We start from the raw sequence: 21,112 nt of genomic DNA, 5'->3' as shown, positions 1-21,112 counted from the left end.
GTGATCAGAGGATCATCGACAGGTGCATCTTTCCCGACAAAAATACTGGGACTTTGTGCTGCGCGATGATTGGCGTAAACTGCGTCCAAGCCTGCGAGGAGTTTCCATGACCGCTATTACCATTACCGACGCCGCCCATGATTACCTGGCTGATCTGCTCTCCAAGCAGAACACCCCGGGTATCGGCATCCGCGTCTTTATCACCCAGCCTGGCACCCAGTACGCCGAAACCTGCATTGCCTACTGCAAGCCGGGCGAAGAAAAACCTGAAGACACGGCGCTGGGGCTCAAAAGCTTCACCGCTTACATCGACTCGTTCAGCGAAGCGTTTCTGGACGATGCGGTAGTCGACTACGCCACCGACCGCATGGGCGGCCAACTGACCATCAAGGCGCCAAACGCCAAAGTCCCGATGGTCAACGCCGACAGCCCGGTCAACGAGCGCATCAACTACTACCTGCAAACCGAGATCAACCCGGGGCTGGCCAGCCACGGCGGTCAGGTCAGCCTGATCGATGTGGTCGAAGACGGCATTGCCGTACTGAAGTTCGGCGGCGGTTGCCAGGGTTGCGGCCAGGCAGACGTCACCTTGAAGGAAGGCATTGAGCGCACCTTGCTTGAGCGCATTCCCGAGCTCAAGGGTGTTCGTGACGTGACTGACCACACGCAGAAAGAAAACGCCTACTACTAAGGTGTTCGCTGCAAACATAAAAAACGGTGCCCCGTGAGCACCGTTTTTTTATGGGCGGTTTTTGATCGTTCCCACGCTCTGCGTGGGAATGCCTCAACGGACGCTCTGCGTCTGCTCTTGGGACGCGGAGCGTCCCGGGCTGCATTCCCACGCGGAGCGTGGGAACGATCATCTCAGGGCCTGTACAAATGCGCATGCCCCGCGCGATACAACGACGACTCACTGAAGTGATCGCTGCCCAACACCCGACCCACCAGAATCAACGCCGTACGGCGAAATCCCTTGGCTTGAACCTTCTCGGCAATGTCTTCAAGCGTCCCCACTACCCAATCCTGATCCGGCCAGGTCGCCCGATGAATCACCGCGATCGGGCAATCGGCGCCGTAGTGCGGCAGTAATTCGGCAAGGATTTTCTCCAGATGATTGACCCCCAAGTGGATTGCCATGGTCGCTCCATGCTGCGCCAGACTACCGAGCTCTTCACCGGCCGGCATTGCGGTCTTGTCGGCGTAGCGGGTCAGAATCACGCTTTGTGACACGTCCGGCAAGGTCAGTTCAGCACCCAAAAGCGCCGCGCAAGCAGCGGTGGCGGTGACGCCGGGAATGATTTCGAAAGGGATGTCGAGTTCCCGCAGGTAACGAATCTGCTCACCAATCGCGCCATACAGGCTCGGGTCGCCGGAATGCACCCGGGCCACGTCCTGGCCGTTGCCATGGGCAGTCTTGATCAGCTCGATGATCTGTTCCAGGTGCAATTCGGCGCTGTTGACCACCTGTTCGGCCCGGTGGCCCTCCAGCACGGCGGCGGGCACCAGGGAGCCTGCATAGATAATGACCGGGCAGCTACGAATCAGCCGCTGGCCTTTGACGGTGATCAGTTCCGGGTCGCCGGGGCCAGCGCCAATGAAGTAGACGGTCATCGTCGTTTCCTGTCAGAAAAAGGGCATGAGCACATTTCAGATGAAGATTGCTCATGATCGAAGGCGGGGATTATCGGGGATTTTACGCGGCGCTGGCCAATGCCAGGGTGGCCTGGGCGTATTTTTGTCGTGGTATCAGCAACTTTGCCGGTGCCTGCGCCAAATGTTCGGCCAGTGCCAGCGCGGCACTTTCCGCTACGCCATAACAGCCAGTGCGTTCGAACGCGATGTCTGAGTGGTGGCTGAGTTGCGGTTGATAGGCCGCCAACTGTTCGCTACTGAAGTACGTCAAGGGCAATGCCAACTGTTCGGCCAGTTCGATCAGCCCAGGTTCTTCGCGCTTGAGGTCGATGCTGGCCAAGGCCTTGATCTCATGAAGCTCGATTTGATGGGCTTGTAACGCCTGATCGAGTAGCGCCCGCAGCGTGCTGACGGGGCAGCCGCGCTGGCAACCCAGGCCGACCACCAGGGTCGGCGCTGCGCTGACGTCCGTCATGCGGAGTATTGGCCATCGCTTTTGCGGCGGAACAACCAGGCGCTGATCAGGCCCAGGGCCAGCCAGAACGCCATGTTGGTCAGCTGCGAAGCGATTTTGAATTGTGTTTCCAGGGCTTGCGGAGCGAGCATCGAATGGACTTCCGGTTGCGGCGCACCGATCACATGAGGCACGGCCAGAATCGCCACGCCGAGGATCTTCATCAGCCAGTGGCTGCTGAACACGATCAGCGCGATGCCGACAGCGGTGGATGCGGCAGTGCCAATCCACCAGACCTGCCGTTGCGCCAGATCCGCCGCGGCAGTGCCCGGCAGCTCAGGTGGCAGGCCGAGGGTTGGCGCCAGCACGAACGTCGCATAACCGGCCAGACCCCAGAGCAGACCTTGGGAGGTACGGCGTGGAGCGCGCAAGGTGTAGAGACCTGCCAGCATCAGGGCGAAACCGACCGCTACCACCAGATTGCCGCCGGTGGTCGACAGCACGCGCTGCCAGCCATCTTCCGGCTCCCAGGCTTCGGCATCATGGGTATGAGCGGTGACAGCGCCCGCGGCGTGCTCGTGGATTTCAACAGCGGCCGGTTCGGATTTTTCGTAAGTCTCGGCCTGCAAGATCAGCGGCGCCACCCAGAAGCTTTGCAGCAGGGTCAATAGCAGGGCGGCCAGCAGCCCGGTGAAACCTGCGGTTTGCGCAATACGCTTGATCATGTCAGCAGGTCTCAATGGCACGGAAAGGCGGAACTGTGACGGGTATCGTGCGCGGCATTGTGTACCGCTTCGATGTGCGAAAAACCGGCGAAATACACAAGGCTAGCGCCAAGGATCGACGCACAAAAAGCGGCGGTCAGGCGTTGGCTCAAGGTTGAAGTGGTGCTGGCGGTGCTATTGGCGGTACTGCTGATGATCGACATGGCGCTTCCCTCTGGTCTGTCAGCGGGTGAATAGAGCGCATGAAAACCTCCGCACGCCGGGCACGCAGAGATTTCGAACAGCGCCCGCCCACCGCGGATTTGTTATTCAGTGAACGTAAAAGTCACTTTGTGTTGCGGGCCGGTCTCCGGGCTCGCGAGGGGCAGGGCTTGCGCCGACACCTGCAAGCATCACCTTCCCATGCCCTATGCGGGCACAGTGGATCTGACGCTTCACTCGCTTACCGTTGCGGGGGCAGCACCGGAATGACATGGCTTTAGAGTAAAGCACATGATTCACCGGTTTCCCGTTTCACCCTGTGAAGGGCACCCGTAACAAGGCGTGTAGGAGAGCATGGGCGGGGGTTGGGCGTCAATTGGCAGGGGTTCTCAACTCGATACCGAGGCGTTTCCATTGATCGTTCCCACGCTCTGCGTGGGAATGCCTCAACGGACGCTCCGCGTTCGGCTCTGAATGGGACGCAGAGCGTCCCGGGCTGCATTCCCACGCAGAGCGTGGGAACGATCAAGATAAATTGTGGGCGACCACGTTCTGTAGGAGCGAGGCTTGCCCGCGAAGGGGCCGGTCGGGGTGCCACAAGACATTGACCCGCCCCGACACGATGCGTAGCCTTGCGCTTTCGAGGTTCTTCGGTGTTTGCCGAAGCTAAGAAGGGAACGCGGTCGATGCCGCGGCTGCCCCCGCAACTGTGAACGGTGATGTTCGCTGCCACGCCACTGCAAGCCCTGATCCATCAGGTTCGCGGGAAGGCGCAGCAAACGCCAGTCGAACGATTGGCACACCGTCAGCCAGGAGACCTGCCTCGACACAGATTCTCACTTTCAACCGGGCGGGGTGATCCGGTGGCGAAACTCTTGCGCGCGCGCACCTGCCGCAGCGATTGTCGTCCCGTATGCCCGCCACCTTGCCAAAGGGCATCCGATGAAAACACTGGCCAAACTCCCCGTCACCATCGTTACCGGCTTCCTCGGCTCGGGCAAAACCACCTTGCTGCGCCACATGCTCGACAACGCCCAGGGCCGCCGTATCGCGGTGATCGTCAACGAGTTCGGCGAGCTGGGCATCGACGGTGAAATCCTCAAGCAGTGCTCGATCGGTTGCACCGAAGAAGAAGCCAACGGTCGCGTCTACGAACTGGCCAACGGCTGCCTGTGCTGCACCGTTCAGGAAGAATTCTTCCCGGTGATGCGCGAACTGGTCGCGCGTCGTGGCGACCTTGACCACATTCTCATCGAAACTTCGGGCCTGGCCCTGCCAAAGCCTTTGGTTCAAGCCTTCCAATGGCCAGAAATCCGCAGCGCCTGCACCGTCGACGCGGTGATCACCGTGGTCGACAGCCCGGCCGTCGCCGCTGGCACCTTCGCTGCGTTCCCGGATCAGGTCGACGCCATGCGCAAACTCGACCCGAACCTGGACCATGAATCACCGCTGCACGAACTGTTCGCCGACCAACTGGCCAGCGCCGACCTGGTGATCCTCAACAAGGCCGACCTGATCAGCCCTGAAGACCTGGCCCGTGTGCGCCTGGAAGTCGCCGAAGAACTGCCGCCAGCGGTGAAAGTCATCGAAGCCAGCAGCGGTCGTCTGCCACTGGACGTGCTGATCGGCCTCGGTGCCGGTTCGGAAGAACACATCGACAGCCGCCACAGCCATCACGATCATCACCATGAAGGTGAAGACGACCATGACCATGACGCGTTCGATTCCATCTCTATCGAGCTGCCGCAAGCCGACGAAAGCCTGCTGATGGATGCGCTGACTCAATTGGTAGTTCAGCACGGCATTCTTCGGGTGAAAGGTTTTGCAGCGGTGCCGAACAAGCCGATGCGTCTGCTGATCCAGGGCGTGGGCACGCGCTTCGACAAGCACTTCGACCGTCAGTGGGGCGCTGAAGAGGCGCGCACTACCCGTCTGGTATTGATCGGTCAGGATCTGGATGCCACTACGCTCGAAGCGCAATTGCGCGCTGCGCTCAGCGTTTAATCCATGCACCTGCTCAGGACCCAGCCCGGCGGTTTCGTGTCGGATGACAACATTGCCGACCTTGGACAAACCCCCGCCGAACTGGTGATCCTGTGCAGCGGCGATTCCAGCCTGGCGTTGCTCGCCGAAGCGGCGCAGCAGTTGCCCGACGATTACCCGAGCCTGCGCCTGGCCAACCCGATGCAGGTGCAGAATCATGCGTCGGTCGATCTCTACGTCGACGAAGTGCTGCGCCACGCCAAAGTGATTCTGATCTCGCTGCACGGCGGCATCGCCTATTGGCGTTACGGCATCGAGCGTCTGGTGGAATTGTCCGGGCGCGGCGTACGGCTGATTCTGGTACCGGGGGACGATCGTCCGGACCCGGAACTCAGTGACCTGAGCACCGTAACCGCGCAAGACCGCAACCGGCTCTGGCAGTTTTTACGCCAGGGCGGCATGAGCAATGCCCTGGATTTTTTCCGCTGTCTGGCCAATCGCTGGCTGGGTCGCGATTACACGTGGGCCGAGCCACAAACCCTGCCACGCACGGCGATTTACCACCCACATAAAAGCCCCGCTGAACTGAGCGATTGGCAAGCCGACTGGCAAGCTGATCAGCCGGTGGCAGCAGTGCTGTTTTACCGCTCGCACTTGCAGGCGGCGAACACCGGTTTCATCGATATTTTCTGCCAGCGCTTGCAGGCAGCGGGATTGAACCCGTTGCCGATTGCGCTGGCCAGTTTGAAAGAACCCGGCTGCCTGACGGTGGTTGAGGACCTGCTGGATGAAGTCGAAGCGGGGGTGATCCTCAACACCACCGGTTTCGCCCAATCCAGCCCTGAAGCACCGCATTTGCGACCGTTTCGCCGCAACATTCCGGTGATCCAGGCAATCTGCGCTCAGGACAATGAACCCGGTTGGCGAGCCAGCGAACAGGGCCTCGGTCCCCGCGATCTGGCAATGCACATCGCATTGCCAGAGCTGGATGGGCGAATCATCAGCCGGCCGATCAGCTTCAAGGACCTGGCCTGGCGCAGTGAGCGCAGTCAGTCCGACGTGGTTTGCTATCGGCCTGCACCTGAGCGCATGGATTTTGTCGCCGAACTGGCGCGGCGCTGGATCGATCTGGCGCGTGTGCCCAACGGCGAAAAACGTATCGCCCTGATCCTTGCCAACTACCCGACTCGCGATGGGCGCATCGGCAATGGCGTGGGTCTCGACACACCGGCCGCCGCACTGAATATTCTCCGTGCCCTGCACGCCGAAGGTTATCCGTTGCCGGCCGAGCTACCGGACAGCGGCACCGCGCTGATCCAGCAATTGCTCGGCGGCGTCAGCAACGACCTCGACACCCTCGACCAGCGTCCCTGCCATCAAAGCCTCGCGCTGCACGACTACAACCTGATGTTCAACGCCTTGCCCGAGGCCAATCGCCAAGCTGTGCTGGAGCGCTGGGGCACACCCGAAAACGATCCAATGTTCCGTGGCGGACGAATGATGATTGCCGGTCTGCGCTTCGGCCTGACTTTCGTCGGCATTCAACCGGCCCGGGGTTATCAGGTGGATCCGAGCGCGGTGTATCACGATCCGGACCTGGTGCCGCCTCACGGCTATCTGGCGTTCTATTTCTGGTTGCGCAACACCTACGGTGCTCATGGCGTGATCCACGTTGGCAAGCATGGCAACCTCGAATGGCTGCCGGGCAAGGGCGTCGGGCTGTCGGAAAGCTGCTGGCCGGACGCATTGCTCGGGCCGCTGCCGAACATCTATCCGTTTATCGTCAACGACCCGGGCGAGGGCGCCCAGGCCAAGCGTCGCACCCAAGCGGTGATTATCGATCACCTGATGCCGCCGCTGACCCGCGCTGAAACCTACGGTCCGCTGCGTAATCTCGAATTGCTGGCCGACGAATATTATGAAGCGCAGTTGCTCGATCCGCGCCGCGCTCGGGAACTGCAGCGCGATATTCTGCAATTGGTGCGCGACACACACATCGACCGTGAACTGCAACTGGACGAGAAACTCGACAGTGACGCCGACGCAGCGATCTGGTTGCCGCGTCTGGACACGTACCTGTGCGACTTGAAGGAGTCGCAGATCCGCGATGGCCTGCACGTGTTTGGCGAATCGCCGACCGGGCGGTTGCGCATCGACACCTTATTGGCCTTGTTGCGTATTCCTCGCGGCGACGGACGTGGGGCGCAATCGAGCTTGCTGCGGGCGCTGGCCAAGGCGTTTGAATTGGGCTTCGACCCGTTGGATTGCGTTTTGGCCGAGCCCTGGAACGGTCCTCGGCCGGACGCATTGCTGTCAGTCAGCGATGAACTGTGGCGTACGGCGGGGGATACTCGTGAACGTCTGGAGCTGTTCGCCACTCAACTGATTTCGCACACGTTGAACCAGCCTCAAGCCCAACCCGGCCCCTGTGGGAGCGGGCTTGCTCGCGAAAGCGGAGTGGCAGTCGACATTGATTTGCCTGACACACCGCTTTCGCGAGCAAGCCCGCTCCCACAGGAGGCAGGTTGGTCCGACGTAAGCGCGATCATCGACAGCCTTCGCGACATAGTTGCCCCACGCCTGGACGCCTGCGGCCCCGCAGAAATGCGCGGTCTACTCGATGCCCTCAACGGAAGATTCGTCCCGGCCGGGCCTAGCGGTGCGCCGAGCCGCGGTCGTCTGGACGTGCTGCCCACCGGGCGCAATTTCTATTCGGTGGATGTGCGCAACCTGCCGACCACCACCGCGTGGCGCATCGGCTTCCAGTCCGCGAACCTGATTCTTGAGCGGCACTTGCAGGACCACGGCGATCACCTGCGGCAGCTCGGCCTGTCGGTCTGGGGCACTGCCACCATGCGCACCGGCGGCGATGACATTGCTCAGGCCATGGCGCTGATGGGTGTACGGCCGGTGTGGGCGACGGGCAGTCAACGGGTCGACGACTTCGAGATTCTGCCGTTGAGTTTGCTGGACCGCCCGCGCGTGGACGTGACCTTGCGCGTCTCTGGATTCTTTCGGGATGCCTTTGCCAACCTGATCCGGCTGTTCGACGCCGCCGTGCAAGCGGTCGCGGCGCTGGATGAACCGGACGATCTCAACCCGTTGGCGGCCAAGGTCCGCGCTGAGCGGCAAGCGCTGTTGGAATCCGGTCTGGATGAAGAAGCGGCGCGGCGACAGGCCGGCTGGCGCATCTTTGGCGCCAAGCCGGGTGCTTATGGAGCGGGCGTGCAGGGCGCCATCGACGGTCGTTTGTGGCAAAGCCGCGAAGACCTGGCCGAGGTTTACCTGAATTGGGGCGGCTACGCTTACGGCGGCTCCGATGAAGGCACTGCGGCCCGCGAACAGTTTTCCCAGCGACTGAGCCAGGTGCAGGCAGTGCTGCAGAATCAGGACAACCGCGAGCATGACTTGCTCGATTCCAACGACTATTACCAGTTCCAGGGTGGCATGTTGGCGGCCGTCGAAAGTCTCAGCGGTAAAGCGGCGGCCAGTTATCACGGCGACCACAGTCAGCCGGACTTGCCGAAAATTCGCACGTTGAAGGAAGAGCTGAACCGGGTGATCCGTTCCCGGGCGGCCAATCCGAAATGGATCGACGGGGTCAAGCGTCATGGCTATAAAGGCGCGTTCGAACTGGCGGCGACGGTCGACAACCTGTTTGCCTTCGACGCCACCACGCAGTTGATCGACGATCACCAATATGCGTTGCTGGCGGACGCCTATTTGCTTGACCCAGCGACCCGGGAGTTTGTCCGCGAACACAATCCCCATGCCTTACGCGACATGACCGAGCGCATGCTCGAAGCGCAGCAGCGTGGGATGTGGAAAGAGCCAGGCGAATACCGCGAGGCACTGGAGAATTTGTTGTTGGACATAGAAGAAGACAGTTAGCGGGATCGTTCCCACGCTCTGCGTGGGAATGCCTCTACGGACGCTCCGCGTTCGGCTGTTGGGACGCAGAGCGTCCCGGGCTGCATTCCCACGCAGAGCGTGGGAACGATCACACCACCGACCACAACGAGTAATGCCACATGACCGACACCCCCCATTTCCCGCTCTCCGCCGTGGTCGGCGCCGATGACTTGAAGCTCGCGCTGTACCTGACCGCCATCGACCCGAAAATCGGTGGCGTGCTGATCGAGGGCCCGCGCGGCATGGCCAAATCCACCTTGGCCCGAGGCCTGGCGGACCTGTTGGCCAGCGGTCAATTCGTCACCTTGCCCCTGGGCGCCACCGAAGAACGGCTGGTGGGCACCCTCGACCTCGACGCGGCCCTGAGCGAAGGTCGCGCGCAATTTTCTCCCGGTGTACTGGCCAAGGCCGATGGCGGCGTGTTGTACGTCGATGAAGTCAATCTGCTGCCTGATCACCTCGTGGACCTGCTGCTCGACGTGGCCGCCAGCGGCACCAACCTGATCGAGCGCGACGGGATTTCCCATCGGCATTCGGCAAAGTTCGTGCTGATCGGCACCATGAACCCGGAGGAGGGCGAACTGCGCCCGCAATTGCTCGACCGCTTTGGCCTGAATGTCGCCCTCAGTGGCCACACCGCACCCGCCGAGCGCGGTCAGATCATCCGTCGTCGACTGGATTTCGACAGCGACCCGCAAGGGTTCTGCGCCGAATGGGAAAGCCAGCAACACGCATTGCGCGAGCGTTGCCAGAAGGCGCGCTCGGCACTGGCGAGCATTCCTCTCGACGATGCCGCGCTGACGCAGATCACCGAGCGTTGCTTTGCTGCCGGCGTCGATGGTCTGCGGGCCGATCTGGTCTGGTTGCGCGCGGCCCGGGCTCATTCAGCCTGGCGCGGAGCGAATGCCATTGGCGAAGAAGATATCGACGCGGTCGCCGAGTTTGCCTTGCGCCATCGTCGTCGCGAACATTCGCCACCGGCGCCACACCAATCCCCGGCAGCACAGCCGCCCTCCAACCAGAACGCCAACCCGAGTGAAGGTCAGGGGCAGTGGGGTGAAATGCCCGCCCAGGCGCTGCCGATCGGCGTTCGACGTGAAGTGCCGAGCTGGCCAAAAAAGCCCTAGGCATTCGCCCTCGATCAGACGCGGGGGCGAATGCCAGACCCCGCGCAGGACGGCTGGATAGCGGTAGACAGGGCAAGCATCACGCTGCGCTCAGTGGATCAATCAATTGGCCGGGCACCTTGCTCAATGGGCGACCGCGTCAGCGCGACGATGTGCGGTTTCACCTGCGCACCCGCACCCCTCATGAATTATGGCTGGTGATCGTCGACGCCTCGGCTTCGACCCGGCGTCATCAGGCATTGAGCGATGCCAAGGGCCTGCTGGCGCAACTGTTCGACGATGCCTATCGACAGCGTGCGCGCTTGGCTTTGCTGACGGCCAGCGGTCATGTGCCGAAGTGGCAGGTGCAAGGGTTGAAAGCCTCTGCGGGTTTGCGCGACTGGCTCGAAGGGCTCGGTGCCGGCGGTGGTACGCCGATGCTGGCGGCGCTGGGCGAGGCGGGGCGTTGGCTGGCGGTACGGCAAAAGCGCTTTCCGGCAGAGCAGCAACGGCTGTTGCTGGTGACGGATGGACGGCTGAAGGAATGGTCGACGTTGCCGGCACTGGATTGCCCGGGGTTGCTGATCGACATTGAGCGGGGGCCGATTCGCCTCGGACGGGCTAAGGTGTTGGCGGATCAACTGCAAACGCATTACCAGCATATCGATGATCTTTTGATCTTTCACAGGAGTGACCCATGCGCGTTCTAGCCCGCAATGATCAGGACGATTTTCGCGTCAAAGCCTACGCTGGCACCAACGGCGTGCTGCTGGCCATCGACGTGGCCGAGTCCCGGCGCAAAGGCCTGCTGGGTTTCGCCATCGAAAAACAGCATGGCAGCAAACCCTGGCTGTTTCTGTTCAACAGCCTGACCTTCCCCGGCAAGGCTCATACGTTCCCCCAGTTTCACGCCACCCCCAGCGATCTCGCGCCGTTGCAGAAATTTCGCTGGGCCGATTACGCGGTCAATCCGGGTGTGACGATCCATTATCGGGTTCACCTGGCCTATGGCACCGCCGACGCGCCGCTGTTGGGCGAGTTTCTGGAAGTAACGATCAGAACCGACAATGGACTGCCAACGGGCCAGAACGTCATCTTCAACCGGGCGGTGGCCGCCAGTCAGGCCTTCCAGCGCAAGTTCGCCGACGTTGATGCGCTGCTCAGCGCCAACAAGAAACTGCCCATCGAAGAATGGCCCGACGCCCCGCGACAATGGCTGGAAAACGATCTGCTCGCACGCTTGCTGGGGTTCATCGAACGGGCCGAGGATAGCCAATGGGCGCTGGACATCGCGATCTATGAGTACCAGTTGCAGGTGATCGTCGATGCGGTGAACGCCGCCTTCGAGCGCGGCGTAAAGCTTCGGGTTCTGTACCACGCGCAACCGGACGAAGACACCACGGCACTGAACGAAGCCAGCCTGGAAAAAATCCCGGCGGCGAACAAGCGCGGGCGGGTCACGCATAACATTTTTCACAACAAGTTCATGGTCCTGAGCCGGCTCGATGCAGCGGGGCAGCATCAACCCGAAGCGGTACTCTGTGGCAGCACCAATTTCACCCCCAACGGCGTTTATCGTCAGGCCAACGTAGTGCATGTGTTGGACGATGCTCAGGTCGGCGCCAGCTATCTGCAAACCTTCGAGCAGGTCTGGGCCACGCCGGCAGATGTCGGGGCCACACGGGAATGGCTCACGGAAAACAATCCGATGCAGCCGGACCAGGCGCTGTTCGCCGGCTTCTCACCGCGCTCGGGCCAGGGCGACTTGCGTGAGTTCGTCGAGATCATCAACGCCGCCAAAAAAGACCTGTTGTTTGTCACGGCCTTTGCCTTGCCGGACGAAGTGCTCAACGCCTTGCTCGGCCAGCCCCACGACGACATCTTGCGTTATGGCCTGCAAAACACCGTCAGCCGCATCACCGGTTTCCACGCCGACCGCACCGCCCAATTTGCCGCCACCGCACTGCTCAACACCGGCCTGGAAGGCTGGCTCAAGGAAAACATGAAAGGCCAGAAGGGCAACCTGCTGGTGCACACCAAAGCCATCGTCGTCGACTTCACCAGCGACTCACCGACGATCATCAGCGGCAGCCACAACCTCAGTGAAGCGGCCAGTAACGGCAATGACGAGAACTACCTGATCATCCGTGGCGACACTGACCTGGCCGATCGCTACGGGCTGGAACTGCTGCGTTTTTACGAGCATTACCGGTTCCGCTATTTCGCAAAAAAACTCTCGCTCAAGCAGGTCCGGCCGTTGGCTCCGGATGACAGCTGGACCGATGATTATTACCTCGCAGGTGATTTGCGCATGTTGTCACGGTTGCGCTTTGCCGGACGATAATCAGCCTGGCGGGTCCTTGTAGGAGCGAAGCTTGCTCGCGAAAGCGGCGTGTCAGTCGACATCAATGTTGACTGTGCCGCCGTCTTCGCGAGCAAGCTTCGCTCCTACAGGTTTCATCTTCGGTTATTTGCCCATTGCCTGGCGGTACTGACGGGTACGCCGAGCGATGTACAACTGGTCGAGGATCAATGCCCATACCGCCGAGACCTGTGGTCTAGGCTTGCGTCCCCGGCCCAATCGATGGAGCTGAAATTTCACCACGGCCATGTTCGCCAGCGCGGCCAGAGGTTTGCGTTTCCAGCGAATCGGTGGCAATTGCGGGTGGCTGTTCTGGCCTTCACGCCAGCGTTTGGCCAGGTCCGGTTCAATGGCCATTGCCGTGCCGATGCCGGCCATGGCAATGCCGCTGTCGAGCACTTGTTCGACGATCGCCAACCGCCGAATTCCACCAGTCACCATGACCGGCATGCTCGCCACACCAGCCAGTTCACCGGCCATTTCCAGAAAATAGGCTTCTCGTGCCAAGGTCCGACCGTCGCGAGCCTCGCCTTGCATGGCCGGGGCTTCGTAACTGCCGCCGGAGAGTTCCAGTAAATCGATTTGCTGGTCGTTGAGCCATCGGATCACTTGCCGGGCGTCGTCGGCGTCGAAACCGCCGCGCTGGAAGTCCGCGGAATTGAGCTTCACCGCTACACAAAACTGCGGTGATACGGATTTGCGAACAGCGCTGAGCACTTCCAGCAGCAGGCGCGCACGATTTTCCAGAGAACCGCCCCAGCGGTCGGTGCGACGATTGGTCAGCGGCGAGAGAAACTGACTGATCAGATAACCGTGCGCGGCATGAATCTGCACCCCGGTGAAACCGGCCTTTTCCGCCAGAGCGGCGCTGGTGGCGAAACGTTGAATGACCTCTGCGATGTCGTTTTCACCCATGGGTTTGGGCTCGGCAAACATCTTCGAAAACCCGCCCAGATCCAGCGCCACGGCCGAGGGTGCCCACGCTTGCTGACCGAGGTTGGCCATGGTCTGGCGGCCGGGATGATTGAGCTGCACCCAGAACTGCGCGCCACCGGCCCGGCCGATGGTTGCCCATTGGCGAAAGCGTTCGAGGTGTCGCTCGTCTTCCAGCACCACGCCGCCGGGGCCGGTCATGGCGCGGCGGTCGATCATCACATTGCCGGTCAGCAATAGCCCGGCTTCGCCCTTGGCCCAGGCTTGATACAGCCGAAACAACTCGCCGGAAGGTGCTTGCCCGGTATCGGCGAGGTTCTCTTCCATCGCGGCTTTGGCGATGCGATTGCCGATGGTCTGGCCGTTGGGCAAATTCAACGCTTGGAAGGGCGACATGCTTGACTCCTCATCAGTGAAGAGTAGAGGCTAAGCTTAAAGTTAACTTTAATGTCAAGCGTGCAAACGAGGCTGTGATGAAGATTGGTGAATTGGCGCAGCAGAGTGGGTTGAACGCCTCGCGCATTCGTTTTTATGAGGCCCAGGGCCTGATTCGTCAGGTCGAGCGGCAGGCCAACGGCTATCGGCGTTACCCGCCGCAAGTGTTGCAAACCCTGAAAATCATCCAGTGCGCACAGCAGGCCGGCTTCAGCCTCGAAGAGCTGAAACTGCTGCTACCGGATGCTACGACGGGTGAGTTCAATCACGACGAACTGGTGGCAAGCCTTAGGCGCAAGGTCGAACAGATCGAAGCGATGCAACTGCACCTGGCCCAGAGCAAGGCGCAGTTACTGGAGGTGATCGAGAACATCCAGACACGGCCCGAAGGCATGGCTTGCGGGGCGAATACCGAGCGTGTGTTGGCGTCGCTCAAGCACTAATGCTGGTAAGCCAAGACGCAGAACCTGTAGGAGCGAGGCTTGCCCGCGAAGAATGCACCGCGGTTTTTCAGGTCTTACGCGTCATCGTTCTTCGCGGGCAAGCCACGCTCCCACAGGTACTGCGTCTTACCGGTATCAGGGCCTGCTCGCGATAGCGATCTGTCAGACGCAATCCCCTTGAGCTTCATGCCAGACTCGGTTTAGAGTGCTATTTTTAGCGCTATTAAAAGCACTTCAAGGAGTAGCGTATGACACACATCGTGCTTTCACAGGTTGTAGCGAGCATATCCGAACTAAAGAAAAACCCGATGGGTACAGTCGCTGCGGGTGGTGGGTTGTCCGTCGCGATCCTCAACCGTAATGAACCCGCTTTCTACTGCGTCCCCGCCAAAGAATACGAAGCGATGATGGACCGGCTTGAAGACATGGAACTGATTGCCCTTTGCCGCGAGCGAGAAAACGATCCTGTAATCAAGGTTTCTCTCGATGACCTATGAGCTGGAGTTTTCTGAGAAAGCTTGGAAGGAATGGCAGAAGCTTGGGTCAACGTTGAGGGAGCAGTTCAAGAAAAAGCTTCAGGAGCGGTTGGCTAATCCGCATGTTCCAGCGGATCGGCTGAGTGGATTGGGTAATGCTTACAAGATCAAGCTGCGTAGTGCCGGCTATCGCCTGGTTTATCGGGTTGTTGATGAGGTTCTGGTCGTGACGGTGATAGCAGTAGGAAAAAGAAAGCGGGGAGATGTTTATAAGGGCGCAGGCGAGCGGTAGAGATGCAAAAGTCCCCGAGCTTCGGCATTCATGCGGGTAGGTCAAAGGCGAGGTTGTCTTGTCTTGTTTTAAATCGTTATACCTTCAACTGTGGTGCAAGTACCCGTGCGTTGTGGCCAACGGTAGCGTTCATTCAATTGTCCATTTTGTAACGCCTTCCTCGCGCTAACGCGCATCCATCTGATTCAAAACACTTTTCAATTCCCCAAGATTACGCCACACATCCTGTGGCACACTTTCTGCTGTTTATTCCGTTGTTACATACCGTATTCCGGTATAGCGGAATAAACATGACCCTGGAGTGCTTGCCATGCATCGCCGACCTTCGTTGTTTAAAGCGTGTGTTTTTCTGTTCGCGGCTTCGGCCGCTGTCATGGGTGTCGCCCAAGCGGCGGATAGCAAGCTCGACAGCGTGCTGGCCCGTGGGAAATTGATCGTGGGCACGGGCAGTACCAATGCGCCGTGGCACTTCCAGGGAGCGGATGGCAAGTTGCAGGGTTTTGATATTGATATCGCGCGAATGGTGGCCAAAGGGTTGTTCAACGACCCGAGCAAGGTCGAGTTCGTGGTGCAGTCGTCCGATGCGCGGATTCCTAATCTGCTGACCGACAAGGTCGACATGAGTTGTCAGTTCATCACCGTGACCGCCAGCCGCGCCCAACAAGTTGCGTTCACGCTGCCGTATTACCGCGAAGGCGTTGGCCTGTTGTTGCCGGCCAACAGCAAGTACAAGGAAATCGACGACCTGAAAGCTGCCGGTGACGGTGTGATCGTGGCGGTGCTGCAGAACGTGTATGCCGAAGAATTGGTGCATCAGGCGCTGCCCAAGGCCAAGGTCGATCAGTACGACAGCGTGGACTTGATGTATCAGGCGGTGAACTCCGGCCGGGCCGACGCCGCGGCCACCGATCAGTCGTCGGTGAAATACCTGATGGTGCAGAACCCTGGTCGCTATCGCAGCCCGGCCTATGCCTGGAGCCCGCAAACCTATTCCTGTGCGGTCAAACGCGGCGATCAGGACTGGCTGAACTTCGTCAACACCGTGCTGCATGAAGGCATGACAGGCGTTGAGTTCCCGACTTACGCGGCATCGTTCAAGCAGTGGTTCGGTGTCGATCTGCCGACCCCAACGATCGGTTTCCCCGTCGAATACAAATGATCCCGGTGAGGGCGGGGCGGTTTTAAATTGCCCCGCTCAAGGTACTGCTGACCATGAACTATCAGTTGAATTTTGCCGCCGTGTGGCGCGATTTCGATACCTTGCTAGCGGGGCTCGGCTTGGGCCTTGAACTGGCGTTGGTGTCGATCGCCATCGGCTGCGTGATCGGCCTGCTGATGGCGTTTGCCTTGCTGTCAAAGCATCGCGCATTGCGGGTGATGGCCTCGGTGTATGTGACGGTAATCCGTAACACGCCGATTCTGGTGTTGATTCTGTTGATCTACTTCGCATTGCCCAGCCTGGGCATTCGTCTGGACAAGATCCCGTCGTTCATCATCACCCTGTCGCTGTATGCCGGGGCGTACCTGACCGAAGTGTTTCGCGGTGGTCTGTTGAGCATTCCCAAGGGGCTACGTGAAGCCGGCTTGGCAATCGGTTTGGGCGAGTGGCAGGTCAAGGCCTACATCACCGTGCCGGTGATGCTGCGCAATGTGCTGCCGGCGCTGTCGAACAACTTCATTTCGCTGTTCAAGGACACCTCGTTGGCGGCGGCGATTGCCGTGCCGGAGCTGACCTATTACGCGCGCAAGATCAATGTCGAGAGCTACCGGGTGATCGAAACCTGGCTGGTGACCACGGCGCTCTATGTTGCGGCCTGTTACCTCATTGCCATGATGCTGCGTTACCTCGAACAGCGTCTGGCGATTCGCCGATAGGAGGTTCCCCATGTACGAATCCCCCAGTTGGCTACATGAATTATGGGTGGCGCGGGAAGTCCTGTGGCAAGGCTTCCTGACTAGTGTGCAATGCTCGGCGCTGGCGATTTTCTTGGGCACGCTGGTCGGCATCGTTGCAGGCCTGGTGCTCACCTACGGCACGTTCTGGATGCGCGCGCCGTTCCGTTTTTACGTCGACATCATTCGTGGCACGCCGGTGTTTGTATTGGTGTTGGCCTGCTTCTACATGGCGCCGGCACTGGGCTGGCAAATCAGCGCATTCGGGGCCGGCACCCTGGGGTTGACGCTGTTTTGCGGCTCCCACGTCGCGGAGATTGTGCGCGGTGCATTGCAAGCGTTGCCCAGTGGCCAGATGGAAGCGAGCAAGGCCATCGGCCTGACGTTTTACCAGGCACTGGGCTACGTGTTGTTGCCCCAGGCGTTGCGGCAGATCTTGCCGACCTGGGTCAACTCGTCCACCGAGATCGTCAAGGCCTCGACGCTGCTGTCGGTGATCGGCGTTGCCGAATTGCTGCTCAGCACCCAGCAGATCATCGCCCGGACCTTCATGACCCTGGAGTTTTACCTGTTCGCCGGTTTGCTCTTTTTCATCATCAATTACGCCATCGAATTACTCGGCCGGCACATTGAAAAGCGGGTGGCCTTGCCATGACACAAGCTCAAGTTTCGACACAGGATCAAGCGCTGCTGGACATTCGTGGCCTGCACAAACAATACGGCCAGCTCGAAGTGCTCAAGGGCGTCGACTTGACCCTGCAGCGCGGCAACGTGGTCACGCTGATCGGTTCCAGCGGCTCGGGCAAGACCACGCTGCTGCGCTGCGTGAACATGCTCGAAGAGTTCCAGGGCGGGCAGATTCTGCTCGATGGCGAATCCATCGGCTATCACGAGGTCAACGGCAAGCGCGTGCGTCACGCGGAAAAAGTCATCGCCCGCCATCGCGCCATGACCGGTATGGCGTTCCAGCAATTCAATCTGTTCCCGCACCTCACCGCATTGCAGAACGTCACTCTCGGCTTGCTCAAGGTCAAAAAGCTGCACAAGGATGAGGCCGTGGCGCTGGCGGAAAAATGGCTGGAGCGGGTTGGGTTGCTGGAACGTCGCGATCATTACCCCGGTCAGTTGTCCGGTGGTCAGCAACAGCGCGTGGCGATTGCCCGGGCGATTGCGATGAACCCCAGCCTGATGCTGTTCGATGAAGTCACCTCGGCCCTCGATCCGGAACTGGTGGGCGAAGTGCTGAACGTGATCAAGGGCCTGGCCGAAGACGGCATGACCATGCTGTTGGTGACCCACGAAATGCGCTTTGCCTTCGAAGTCTCGGACAAGATCGTGTTCATGAATCAGGGGCGGATCGAAGAGCAGGGGCCACCCAAGGAACTGTTCGAGCGCCCGCAATCGCCGCGTCTGGCGGAATTTCTCAAGAGCACTCGCTTTTAACTTTTTCAATCAGGAGAAACACTCATGAGCATTACTCGTTACGGCACCGGCAGCACCGCCGGTGGCGGCCAGCCCCGTCCTTTCGCCCGCGCCGTCGAAGCCGATGGCTGGCTGCACGTGTCCGGTCAGGTGCCGGCGCTGGACGGCGAAATTATCGTGGGCGGGATTGTCGAGCAGACTCACCAGACCATGAAAAACCTGATCGCGATCCTGGAAGAAGCCGGTTACGGTCTGGAAGACGTAGTCCGTACCGGCGTGTGGCTGGAAGACCCACGGGATTTCTGGAGTTTCAATAAAGTGTTTTCCGAATACTTCAAAAGCGAACACGCCCCGGCGAGGGCCTGCGTACAGGCGAACATGATGGTCGATTGCAAGGTCGAGATTGATTGCGTCGCGTACAAGAAAAAGGCCTGATTTCTGGCACCGATCGTTCCCACGCTTTGCGTGGGAATGCATCCCGTGACGCTCTGCGTCACTCTCGGAAGCGGAACGCGGAGCATCCCTGGCGGCATTCCCACGCGGAGCGTGGGAACGATCATCAAGGGCATGATCTGGTAGATTGCCCGGCACTTTGAATGGGAACCTGAAACATGACCGAAGACACCATCAAGCGCCGGGCTCGCGGTCTGGACCGGGCGTTCGATATCCTCGATTTCCTCAAGGAAATCGGCCAGCCCCTGCGCCCGAATGAAATCGCCAGCGGCATTGGCAGCCCGAAATCCACGGTCTACGAACTGGTCGCCTCCTTATTGGAGCGACGCATTCTCGAACCCGTGGGCAAGGACGGTCACGTTTACCTCGGCCGTCAGCTGTACTTCCTCGGGCAGGCGCATTTGCGCCATTTCGACCTGACCCGCGAGGCTGACCATGCCTTGCAGGAGATCGTCAGCCAGACCCGCGAAACCGCGCAGATGTGCCTGCTCAACGGGCGCAAATACACCGTTGCGTTAATGAAAGAGGGCGAGCGGCATTTTCGCATTTCCTCGGACATAGGGGAGAACGCGCCGATCCCCTGGACCGCTTCCGGGCGTCTCCTGCTGGCGCACCTGAGCGATCAGCAGATCGTCGATTTGATTGACCCCGACGACTTCATCCTGCCCGATGGCGAACGTCTGCCGCTGGAGCGGTTTCTCGAGGAAATCCGCCAGGCCGGTGTTGATGGGTTCTTTTCCTTCGATAGCGTCGCCGACACCTTTACCCATTGCTTCGCCGCCCCGGTCAAAGACCCGAACGGCATCGCCATCGCGACCCTGTGCATCGTCGCCCCACGGGCCGATGCGAAGAACAATTACAACGACTATCGCCGGGTGCTGATCGACAGCGCCAATAGCCTCGCCCGGCGTATCAACGAATAACAGCGGCTGCCTGCGGCCGCGTGTGTGAGGAGTTCGACCATGTCTTCTGCCAAAAACATTGCCTCCGTGGAAAAAGGCTTTGCCCACACTGGCGCCAATCTGGTGCGTGACGTCAGCCTGCCGGCGCTGGTGCTGCACCGCGATGCGCTGGAACACAACATTCGCTGGATGCAGGACTTCGTCAGCCACAGCGGCGCGGAACTGGCGCCTCACGGTAAAACCAGCATGACCCCGGCGCTGTTTCGTCGCCAACTGGACGCCGGTGCCTGGGGCATCACCTTGGCCAGTGCCACGCAAACCCGCGCGGCTTACGCCCATGGTGTGCACCGGGTGCTGATGGCTAACCAATTGGTCGGCACGCCGAACATGGCGCTGATCGCCGATCTGTTGGCAGATCCGGGCTTCGATTTCTATTGCATGGTCGATCACCCGGATAACGTCGCGGACCTCGGCGCGTATTTCGCTTCTCGCGGTGTGCGCCTGAACGTAATGATTGAATACGGCGTAGTCGGCGGTCGTTGCGGTTGCCGCACCGAAGCCGAAGTGCTGGCGCTGGCCAAGGCTATCGCGGCGCAACCGGCGTTGGCGCTGACCGGGATCGAGGGTTACGAAGGGGTGATTCACGGCGATCACGCGGTGACTGGTATTCGCGATTTTGCCGATTCGCTGGTGCGTCTGGCGGTGCAGTTGCAGGACAACGGTGCGTTCGCCATTGCCAAGCCGATCATCACCGCTTCGGGTTCGGCCTGGTACGACTTGATTGCCGAATCCTTCGAAGCTCAGAACGCCGGTGGGCGTTTCCTCAGCGTGTTGCGCCCCGGCAGTTACGTGGCCCACGACCATGGCATCTACAAAGAAGCGCAATGCTGCGTGCTCGACCGTCGCAGCGACCTGCACGAAGGTTTGCGCCCGGCGCTGGAAGTCTGGGCGCATGTGCAGTCGTTGCCGGAGCCAGGTTTTGCGGTGATCGCCCTGGGCAAACGTGACGTCGCCTATGACGCCGGTTTACCGGTGCCGTTGCTGCGTTACAAGGCCGGCGTGGTGCCGGTGGTCGGCGATGATGTGAGTGCCTGCAAAGTGACGGCGGTGATGGACCAGCATGCGTTCATGACCGTGGCGCCGGGGGTTGAGTTGCGGGTGGGCGATATCATTTCGTTCGGTACTTCGCACCCGTGTTTGACGTTCGACAAGTGGCGAGTTGGGTGTTTGGTGGATGAGCAACTGAATGTCATCGAAACCATGGAAACCTGTTTTTAAGGTTCAGACCGAGGTGCGGCCTTCGCGGGCAAGCCTGATCTGGCCTAATAATTCCGGACACCTCTTAAGGGCGATATGATTTTGCCAATTTGGAGGTTCCATGAAAGAAAGAAGAGTCTTTTCCCGCGAGTTCAAACATCGTGCAGCCAGCATGGTGATTGATGACGGTTGTTCGGTACAGGAGGTCTGCGCGTCGCTGGACATCAGTGC

22 protein-coding genes and 2 riboswitches are annotated in these 21,112 nt (G+C 60.1%); of the genes, 17 read left to right on the top strand and 5 right to left on the bottom strand.

Going from position 1 to position 21,112, the window contains the following annotated elements; genetic code table 11:
• Positions 1-106 precede the first annotated feature (106 nt).
• The gene (nfuA, locus tag MEB48_RS11465) at positions 107-691 is read left to right on the top strand and encodes a Fe-S biogenesis protein NfuA (protein WP_007946504.1); all 585 of its coding nucleotides are present in this window, start codon (positions 107-109) and stop codon (positions 689-691) included.
• Positions 692-864: 173 nt separating this feature from the next.
• Here the strand turns inward: nfuA and cobM are convergent, their stop codons facing one another.
• From cobM to MEB48_RS11445, 4 genes are all read right to left on the bottom strand, one after another.
• Complete coding sequence (gene cobM, locus MEB48_RS11460) at positions 865-1,611, bottom strand: precorrin-4 C(11)-methyltransferase (RefSeq protein WP_237884352.1); 747 nt, start codon at positions 1,609-1,611, stop codon at positions 865-867.
• Between the two features lie 82 nt (positions 1,612-1,693).
• Complete coding sequence (locus tag MEB48_RS11455; protein WP_237884351.1) at positions 1,694-2,107, bottom strand: cobalamin biosynthesis protein; 414 nt, start codon at positions 2,105-2,107, stop codon at positions 1,694-1,696.
• Entirely contained in the window at positions 2,104-2,811 is a 708-nt protein-coding gene (locus MEB48_RS11450; protein ID WP_237884350.1) for a CbtA family protein, read from the bottom strand. The genes MEB48_RS11455 and MEB48_RS11450 overlap by 4 nt, the downstream gene beginning before the upstream one ends.
• A gap of 11 nt (positions 2,812-2,822) precedes the next feature.
• A complete protein-coding gene (locus MEB48_RS11445; RefSeq protein ID WP_237884349.1) occupies positions 2,823-3,014 on the bottom strand; it encodes a CbtB domain-containing protein in 192 nt (63 codons plus the stop codon).
• Between the two features lie 120 nt (positions 3,015-3,134).
• Positions 3,135-3,361, bottom strand: a riboswitch (cobalamin riboswitch).
• A 277-nt stretch (positions 3,362-3,638) separates the two neighbouring features.
• Positions 3,639-3,852, top strand: a riboswitch (cobalamin riboswitch).
• Between the two features lie 102 nt (positions 3,853-3,954).
• On the opposite strand from MEB48_RS11445, the gene cobW reads away from it, so the two are divergent.
• The 5 genes from cobW to MEB48_RS11420 all read left to right on the top strand — a co-directional run bounded on the left by cobW (position 3,955) and on the right by MEB48_RS11420 (position 12,357).
• On the top strand, positions 3,955-5,016 hold the full coding sequence (gene cobW, locus MEB48_RS11440) for a cobalamin biosynthesis protein CobW (protein ID WP_330932702.1): 1,062 nt from the start codon (positions 3,955-3,957) through the stop codon (positions 5,014-5,016).
• Positions 5,017-5,019: 3 nt separating this feature from the next.
• Positions 5,020-8,886 carry a cobaltochelatase subunit CobN gene (gene cobN / locus MEB48_RS11435; RefSeq protein ID WP_237884348.1) on the top strand — a complete coding sequence of 1,289 codons (3,867 nt, stop codon included), beginning with the start codon at positions 5,020-5,022 and terminating at the stop codon, positions 8,884-8,886.
• Positions 8,887-9,026: 140 nt separating this feature from the next.
• Complete coding sequence (locus MEB48_RS11430) at positions 9,027-10,034, top strand: ATP-binding protein (RefSeq protein ID WP_237884347.1); 1,008 nt, start codon at positions 9,027-9,029, stop codon at positions 10,032-10,034.
• 119 nt (positions 10,035-10,153) lie between these two features.
• Positions 10,154-10,723, top strand: a complete 570-nt coding sequence (locus MEB48_RS11425; protein WP_237884346.1) for a vWA domain-containing protein — start codon at positions 10,154-10,156, stop codon at positions 10,721-10,723.
• Entirely contained in the window at positions 10,711-12,357 is a 1,647-nt protein-coding gene (locus tag MEB48_RS11420; protein ID WP_237884345.1) for a phospholipase D-like domain-containing protein, read from the top strand. Before MEB48_RS11425 ends, MEB48_RS11420 begins: the two co-directional genes overlap by 13 nt.
• Positions 12,358-12,480: 123 nt before the next feature.
• Here MEB48_RS11420 and MEB48_RS11415 read toward each other — a convergent pair whose 3' ends face one another.
• The gene (locus tag MEB48_RS11415; RefSeq protein ID WP_237884344.1) at positions 12,481-13,704 is read right to left on the bottom strand and encodes an NADH:flavin oxidoreductase/NADH oxidase family protein; all 1,224 of its coding nucleotides are present in this window, start codon (positions 13,702-13,704) and stop codon (positions 12,481-12,483) included.
• Between the two features lie 77 nt (positions 13,705-13,781).
• Between MEB48_RS11415 and MEB48_RS11410 the strand changes: the two genes are divergently transcribed.
• The 11 genes from MEB48_RS11410 to MEB48_RS29125 all read left to right on the top strand — a co-directional run.
• Positions 13,782-14,186 carry a MerR family transcriptional regulator gene (locus MEB48_RS11410; protein WP_237884343.1) on the top strand — a complete coding sequence of 135 codons (405 nt, stop codon included), beginning with the start codon at positions 13,782-13,784 and terminating at the stop codon, positions 14,184-14,186.
• Positions 14,187-14,434: 248 nt separating this feature from the next.
• Complete coding sequence (locus MEB48_RS11405) at positions 14,435-14,683, top strand: type II toxin-antitoxin system Phd/YefM family antitoxin (RefSeq protein ID WP_205887946.1); 249 nt, start codon at positions 14,435-14,437, stop codon at positions 14,681-14,683.
• A complete protein-coding gene (locus tag MEB48_RS11400) occupies positions 14,673-14,954 on the top strand; it encodes a type II toxin-antitoxin system RelE family toxin (protein ID WP_237884342.1) in 282 nt (93 codons plus the stop codon). The genes MEB48_RS11405 and MEB48_RS11400 overlap by 11 nt, the downstream gene beginning before the upstream one ends.
• Positions 14,955-15,264: 310 nt before the next feature.
• Entirely contained in the window at positions 15,265-16,113 is an 849-nt protein-coding gene (locus MEB48_RS11395) for a transporter substrate-binding domain-containing protein (protein WP_237884341.1), read from the top strand.
• Positions 16,114-16,166: 53 nt separating this feature from the next.
• Entirely contained in the window at positions 16,167-16,829 is a 663-nt protein-coding gene (locus MEB48_RS11390; RefSeq protein ID WP_237884340.1) for an amino acid ABC transporter permease, read from the top strand.
• A gap of 10 nt (positions 16,830-16,839) precedes the next feature.
• Positions 16,840-17,502: an amino acid ABC transporter permease gene (locus tag MEB48_RS11385; protein WP_237884339.1), complete on the top strand. Its 663-nt coding sequence runs from the start codon at positions 16,840-16,842 to the stop codon at positions 17,500-17,502.
• On the top strand, positions 17,499-18,290 hold the full coding sequence (locus tag MEB48_RS11380) for an amino acid ABC transporter ATP-binding protein (RefSeq protein WP_237884338.1): 792 nt from the start codon (positions 17,499-17,501) through the stop codon (positions 18,288-18,290). Before MEB48_RS11385 ends, MEB48_RS11380 begins: the two co-directional genes overlap by 4 nt.
• Before the next feature lie 24 nt (positions 18,291-18,314).
• Positions 18,315-18,704, top strand: coding sequence for a RidA family protein (locus tag MEB48_RS11375; protein ID WP_038982964.1), 390 nt, complete (start codon positions 18,315-18,317; stop codon positions 18,702-18,704).
• A gap of 176 nt (positions 18,705-18,880) precedes the next feature.
• Positions 18,881-19,645 (top strand): IclR family transcriptional regulator, encoded by a 765-nt coding sequence (locus MEB48_RS11370; RefSeq protein ID WP_237884337.1) that lies wholly within the window; start codon positions 18,881-18,883, stop codon positions 19,643-19,645.
• A 39-nt stretch (positions 19,646-19,684) separates the two neighbouring features.
• Positions 19,685-20,902 (top strand): amino acid deaminase, encoded by a 1,218-nt coding sequence (locus MEB48_RS11365; RefSeq protein WP_237884336.1) that lies wholly within the window; start codon positions 19,685-19,687, stop codon positions 20,900-20,902.
• A 100-nt stretch (positions 20,903-21,002) separates the two neighbouring features.
• Positions 21,003-21,112, top strand: a 110-nt coding sequence (locus tag MEB48_RS29125) for a transposase (RefSeq protein ID WP_269137466.1), incomplete at its 3' end; no start/stop codon positions are given.

This window comes from Pseudomonas sp. PGPR40 (genome assembly GCF_022014505.1).
Classification (GTDB): domain Bacteria; phylum Pseudomonadota; class Gammaproteobacteria; order Pseudomonadales; family Pseudomonadaceae; genus Aquipseudomonas.
Note: the sequence above shows the minus strand (reverse complement) of the source record. Positions and strands in the feature narration are given on the sequence as shown.

Bases quoted from the DNA above. Each gene is read 5' to 3' on its own strand.
- MEB48_RS11420 (WP_237884345.1), top strand. From the start codon at position 10,711: ATGCGCGTTCTAGCCCGCAATGATCAGGACGATTTTCGCGTCAAAGCC.
- MEB48_RS11405 (WP_205887946.1), top strand. From the start codon at position 14,435: ATGACACACATCGTGCTTTCACAGGTTGTAGCGAGCATATCCGAACTA.
- MEB48_RS11375 (WP_038982964.1), top strand. From the start codon at position 18,315: ATGAGCATTACTCGTTACGGCACCGGCAGCACCGCCGGTGGCGGCCAG.
- MEB48_RS11450 (WP_237884350.1), bottom strand. From the start codon at position 2,811: ATGATCAAGCGTATTGCGCAAACCGCAGGTTTCACCGGGCTGCTGGCC.
- MEB48_RS11370 (WP_237884337.1), top strand. From the start codon at position 18,881: ATGACCGAAGACACCATCAAGCGCCGGGCTCGCGGTCTGGACCGGGCG.
- MEB48_RS11445 (WP_237884349.1), bottom strand. From the start codon at position 3,014: ATGTCGATCATCAGCAGTACCGCCAATAGCACCGCCAGCACCACTTCA.
- cobM (WP_237884352.1), bottom strand. From the start codon at position 1,611: ATGACCGTCTACTTCATTGGCGCTGGCCCCGGCGACCCGGAACTGATC.
- cobN (WP_237884348.1), top strand. From the start codon at position 5,020: ATGCACCTGCTCAGGACCCAGCCCGGCGGTTTCGTGTCGGATGACAAC.
- nfuA (WP_007946504.1), top strand. From the start codon at position 107: ATGACCGCTATTACCATTACCGACGCCGCCCATGATTACCTGGCTGAT.
- cobW (WP_330932702.1), top strand. From the start codon at position 3,955: ATGAAAACACTGGCCAAACTCCCCGTCACCATCGTTACCGGCTTCCTC.
- MEB48_RS11415 (WP_237884344.1), bottom strand. From the start codon at position 13,704: ATGTCGCCCTTCCAAGCGTTGAATTTGCCCAACGGCCAGACCATCGGC.
- MEB48_RS11410 (WP_237884343.1), top strand. From the start codon at position 13,782: ATGAAGATTGGTGAATTGGCGCAGCAGAGTGGGTTGAACGCCTCGCGC.
- MEB48_RS11390 (WP_237884340.1), top strand. From the start codon at position 16,167: ATGAACTATCAGTTGAATTTTGCCGCCGTGTGGCGCGATTTCGATACC.
- MEB48_RS11380 (WP_237884338.1), top strand. From the start codon at position 17,499: ATGACACAAGCTCAAGTTTCGACACAGGATCAAGCGCTGCTGGACATT.
- MEB48_RS11385 (WP_237884339.1), top strand. From the start codon at position 16,840: ATGTACGAATCCCCCAGTTGGCTACATGAATTATGGGTGGCGCGGGAA.
- MEB48_RS11400 (WP_237884342.1), top strand. From the start codon at position 14,673: ATGACCTATGAGCTGGAGTTTTCTGAGAAAGCTTGGAAGGAATGGCAG.
- MEB48_RS11430 (WP_237884347.1), top strand. From the start codon at position 9,027: ATGACCGACACCCCCCATTTCCCGCTCTCCGCCGTGGTCGGCGCCGAT.
- MEB48_RS11395 (WP_237884341.1), top strand. From the start codon at position 15,265: ATGCATCGCCGACCTTCGTTGTTTAAAGCGTGTGTTTTTCTGTTCGCG.
- MEB48_RS11455 (WP_237884351.1), bottom strand. From the start codon at position 2,107: ATGACGGACGTCAGCGCAGCGCCGACCCTGGTGGTCGGCCTGGGTTGC.
- MEB48_RS11365 (WP_237884336.1), top strand. From the start codon at position 19,685: ATGTCTTCTGCCAAAAACATTGCCTCCGTGGAAAAAGGCTTTGCCCAC.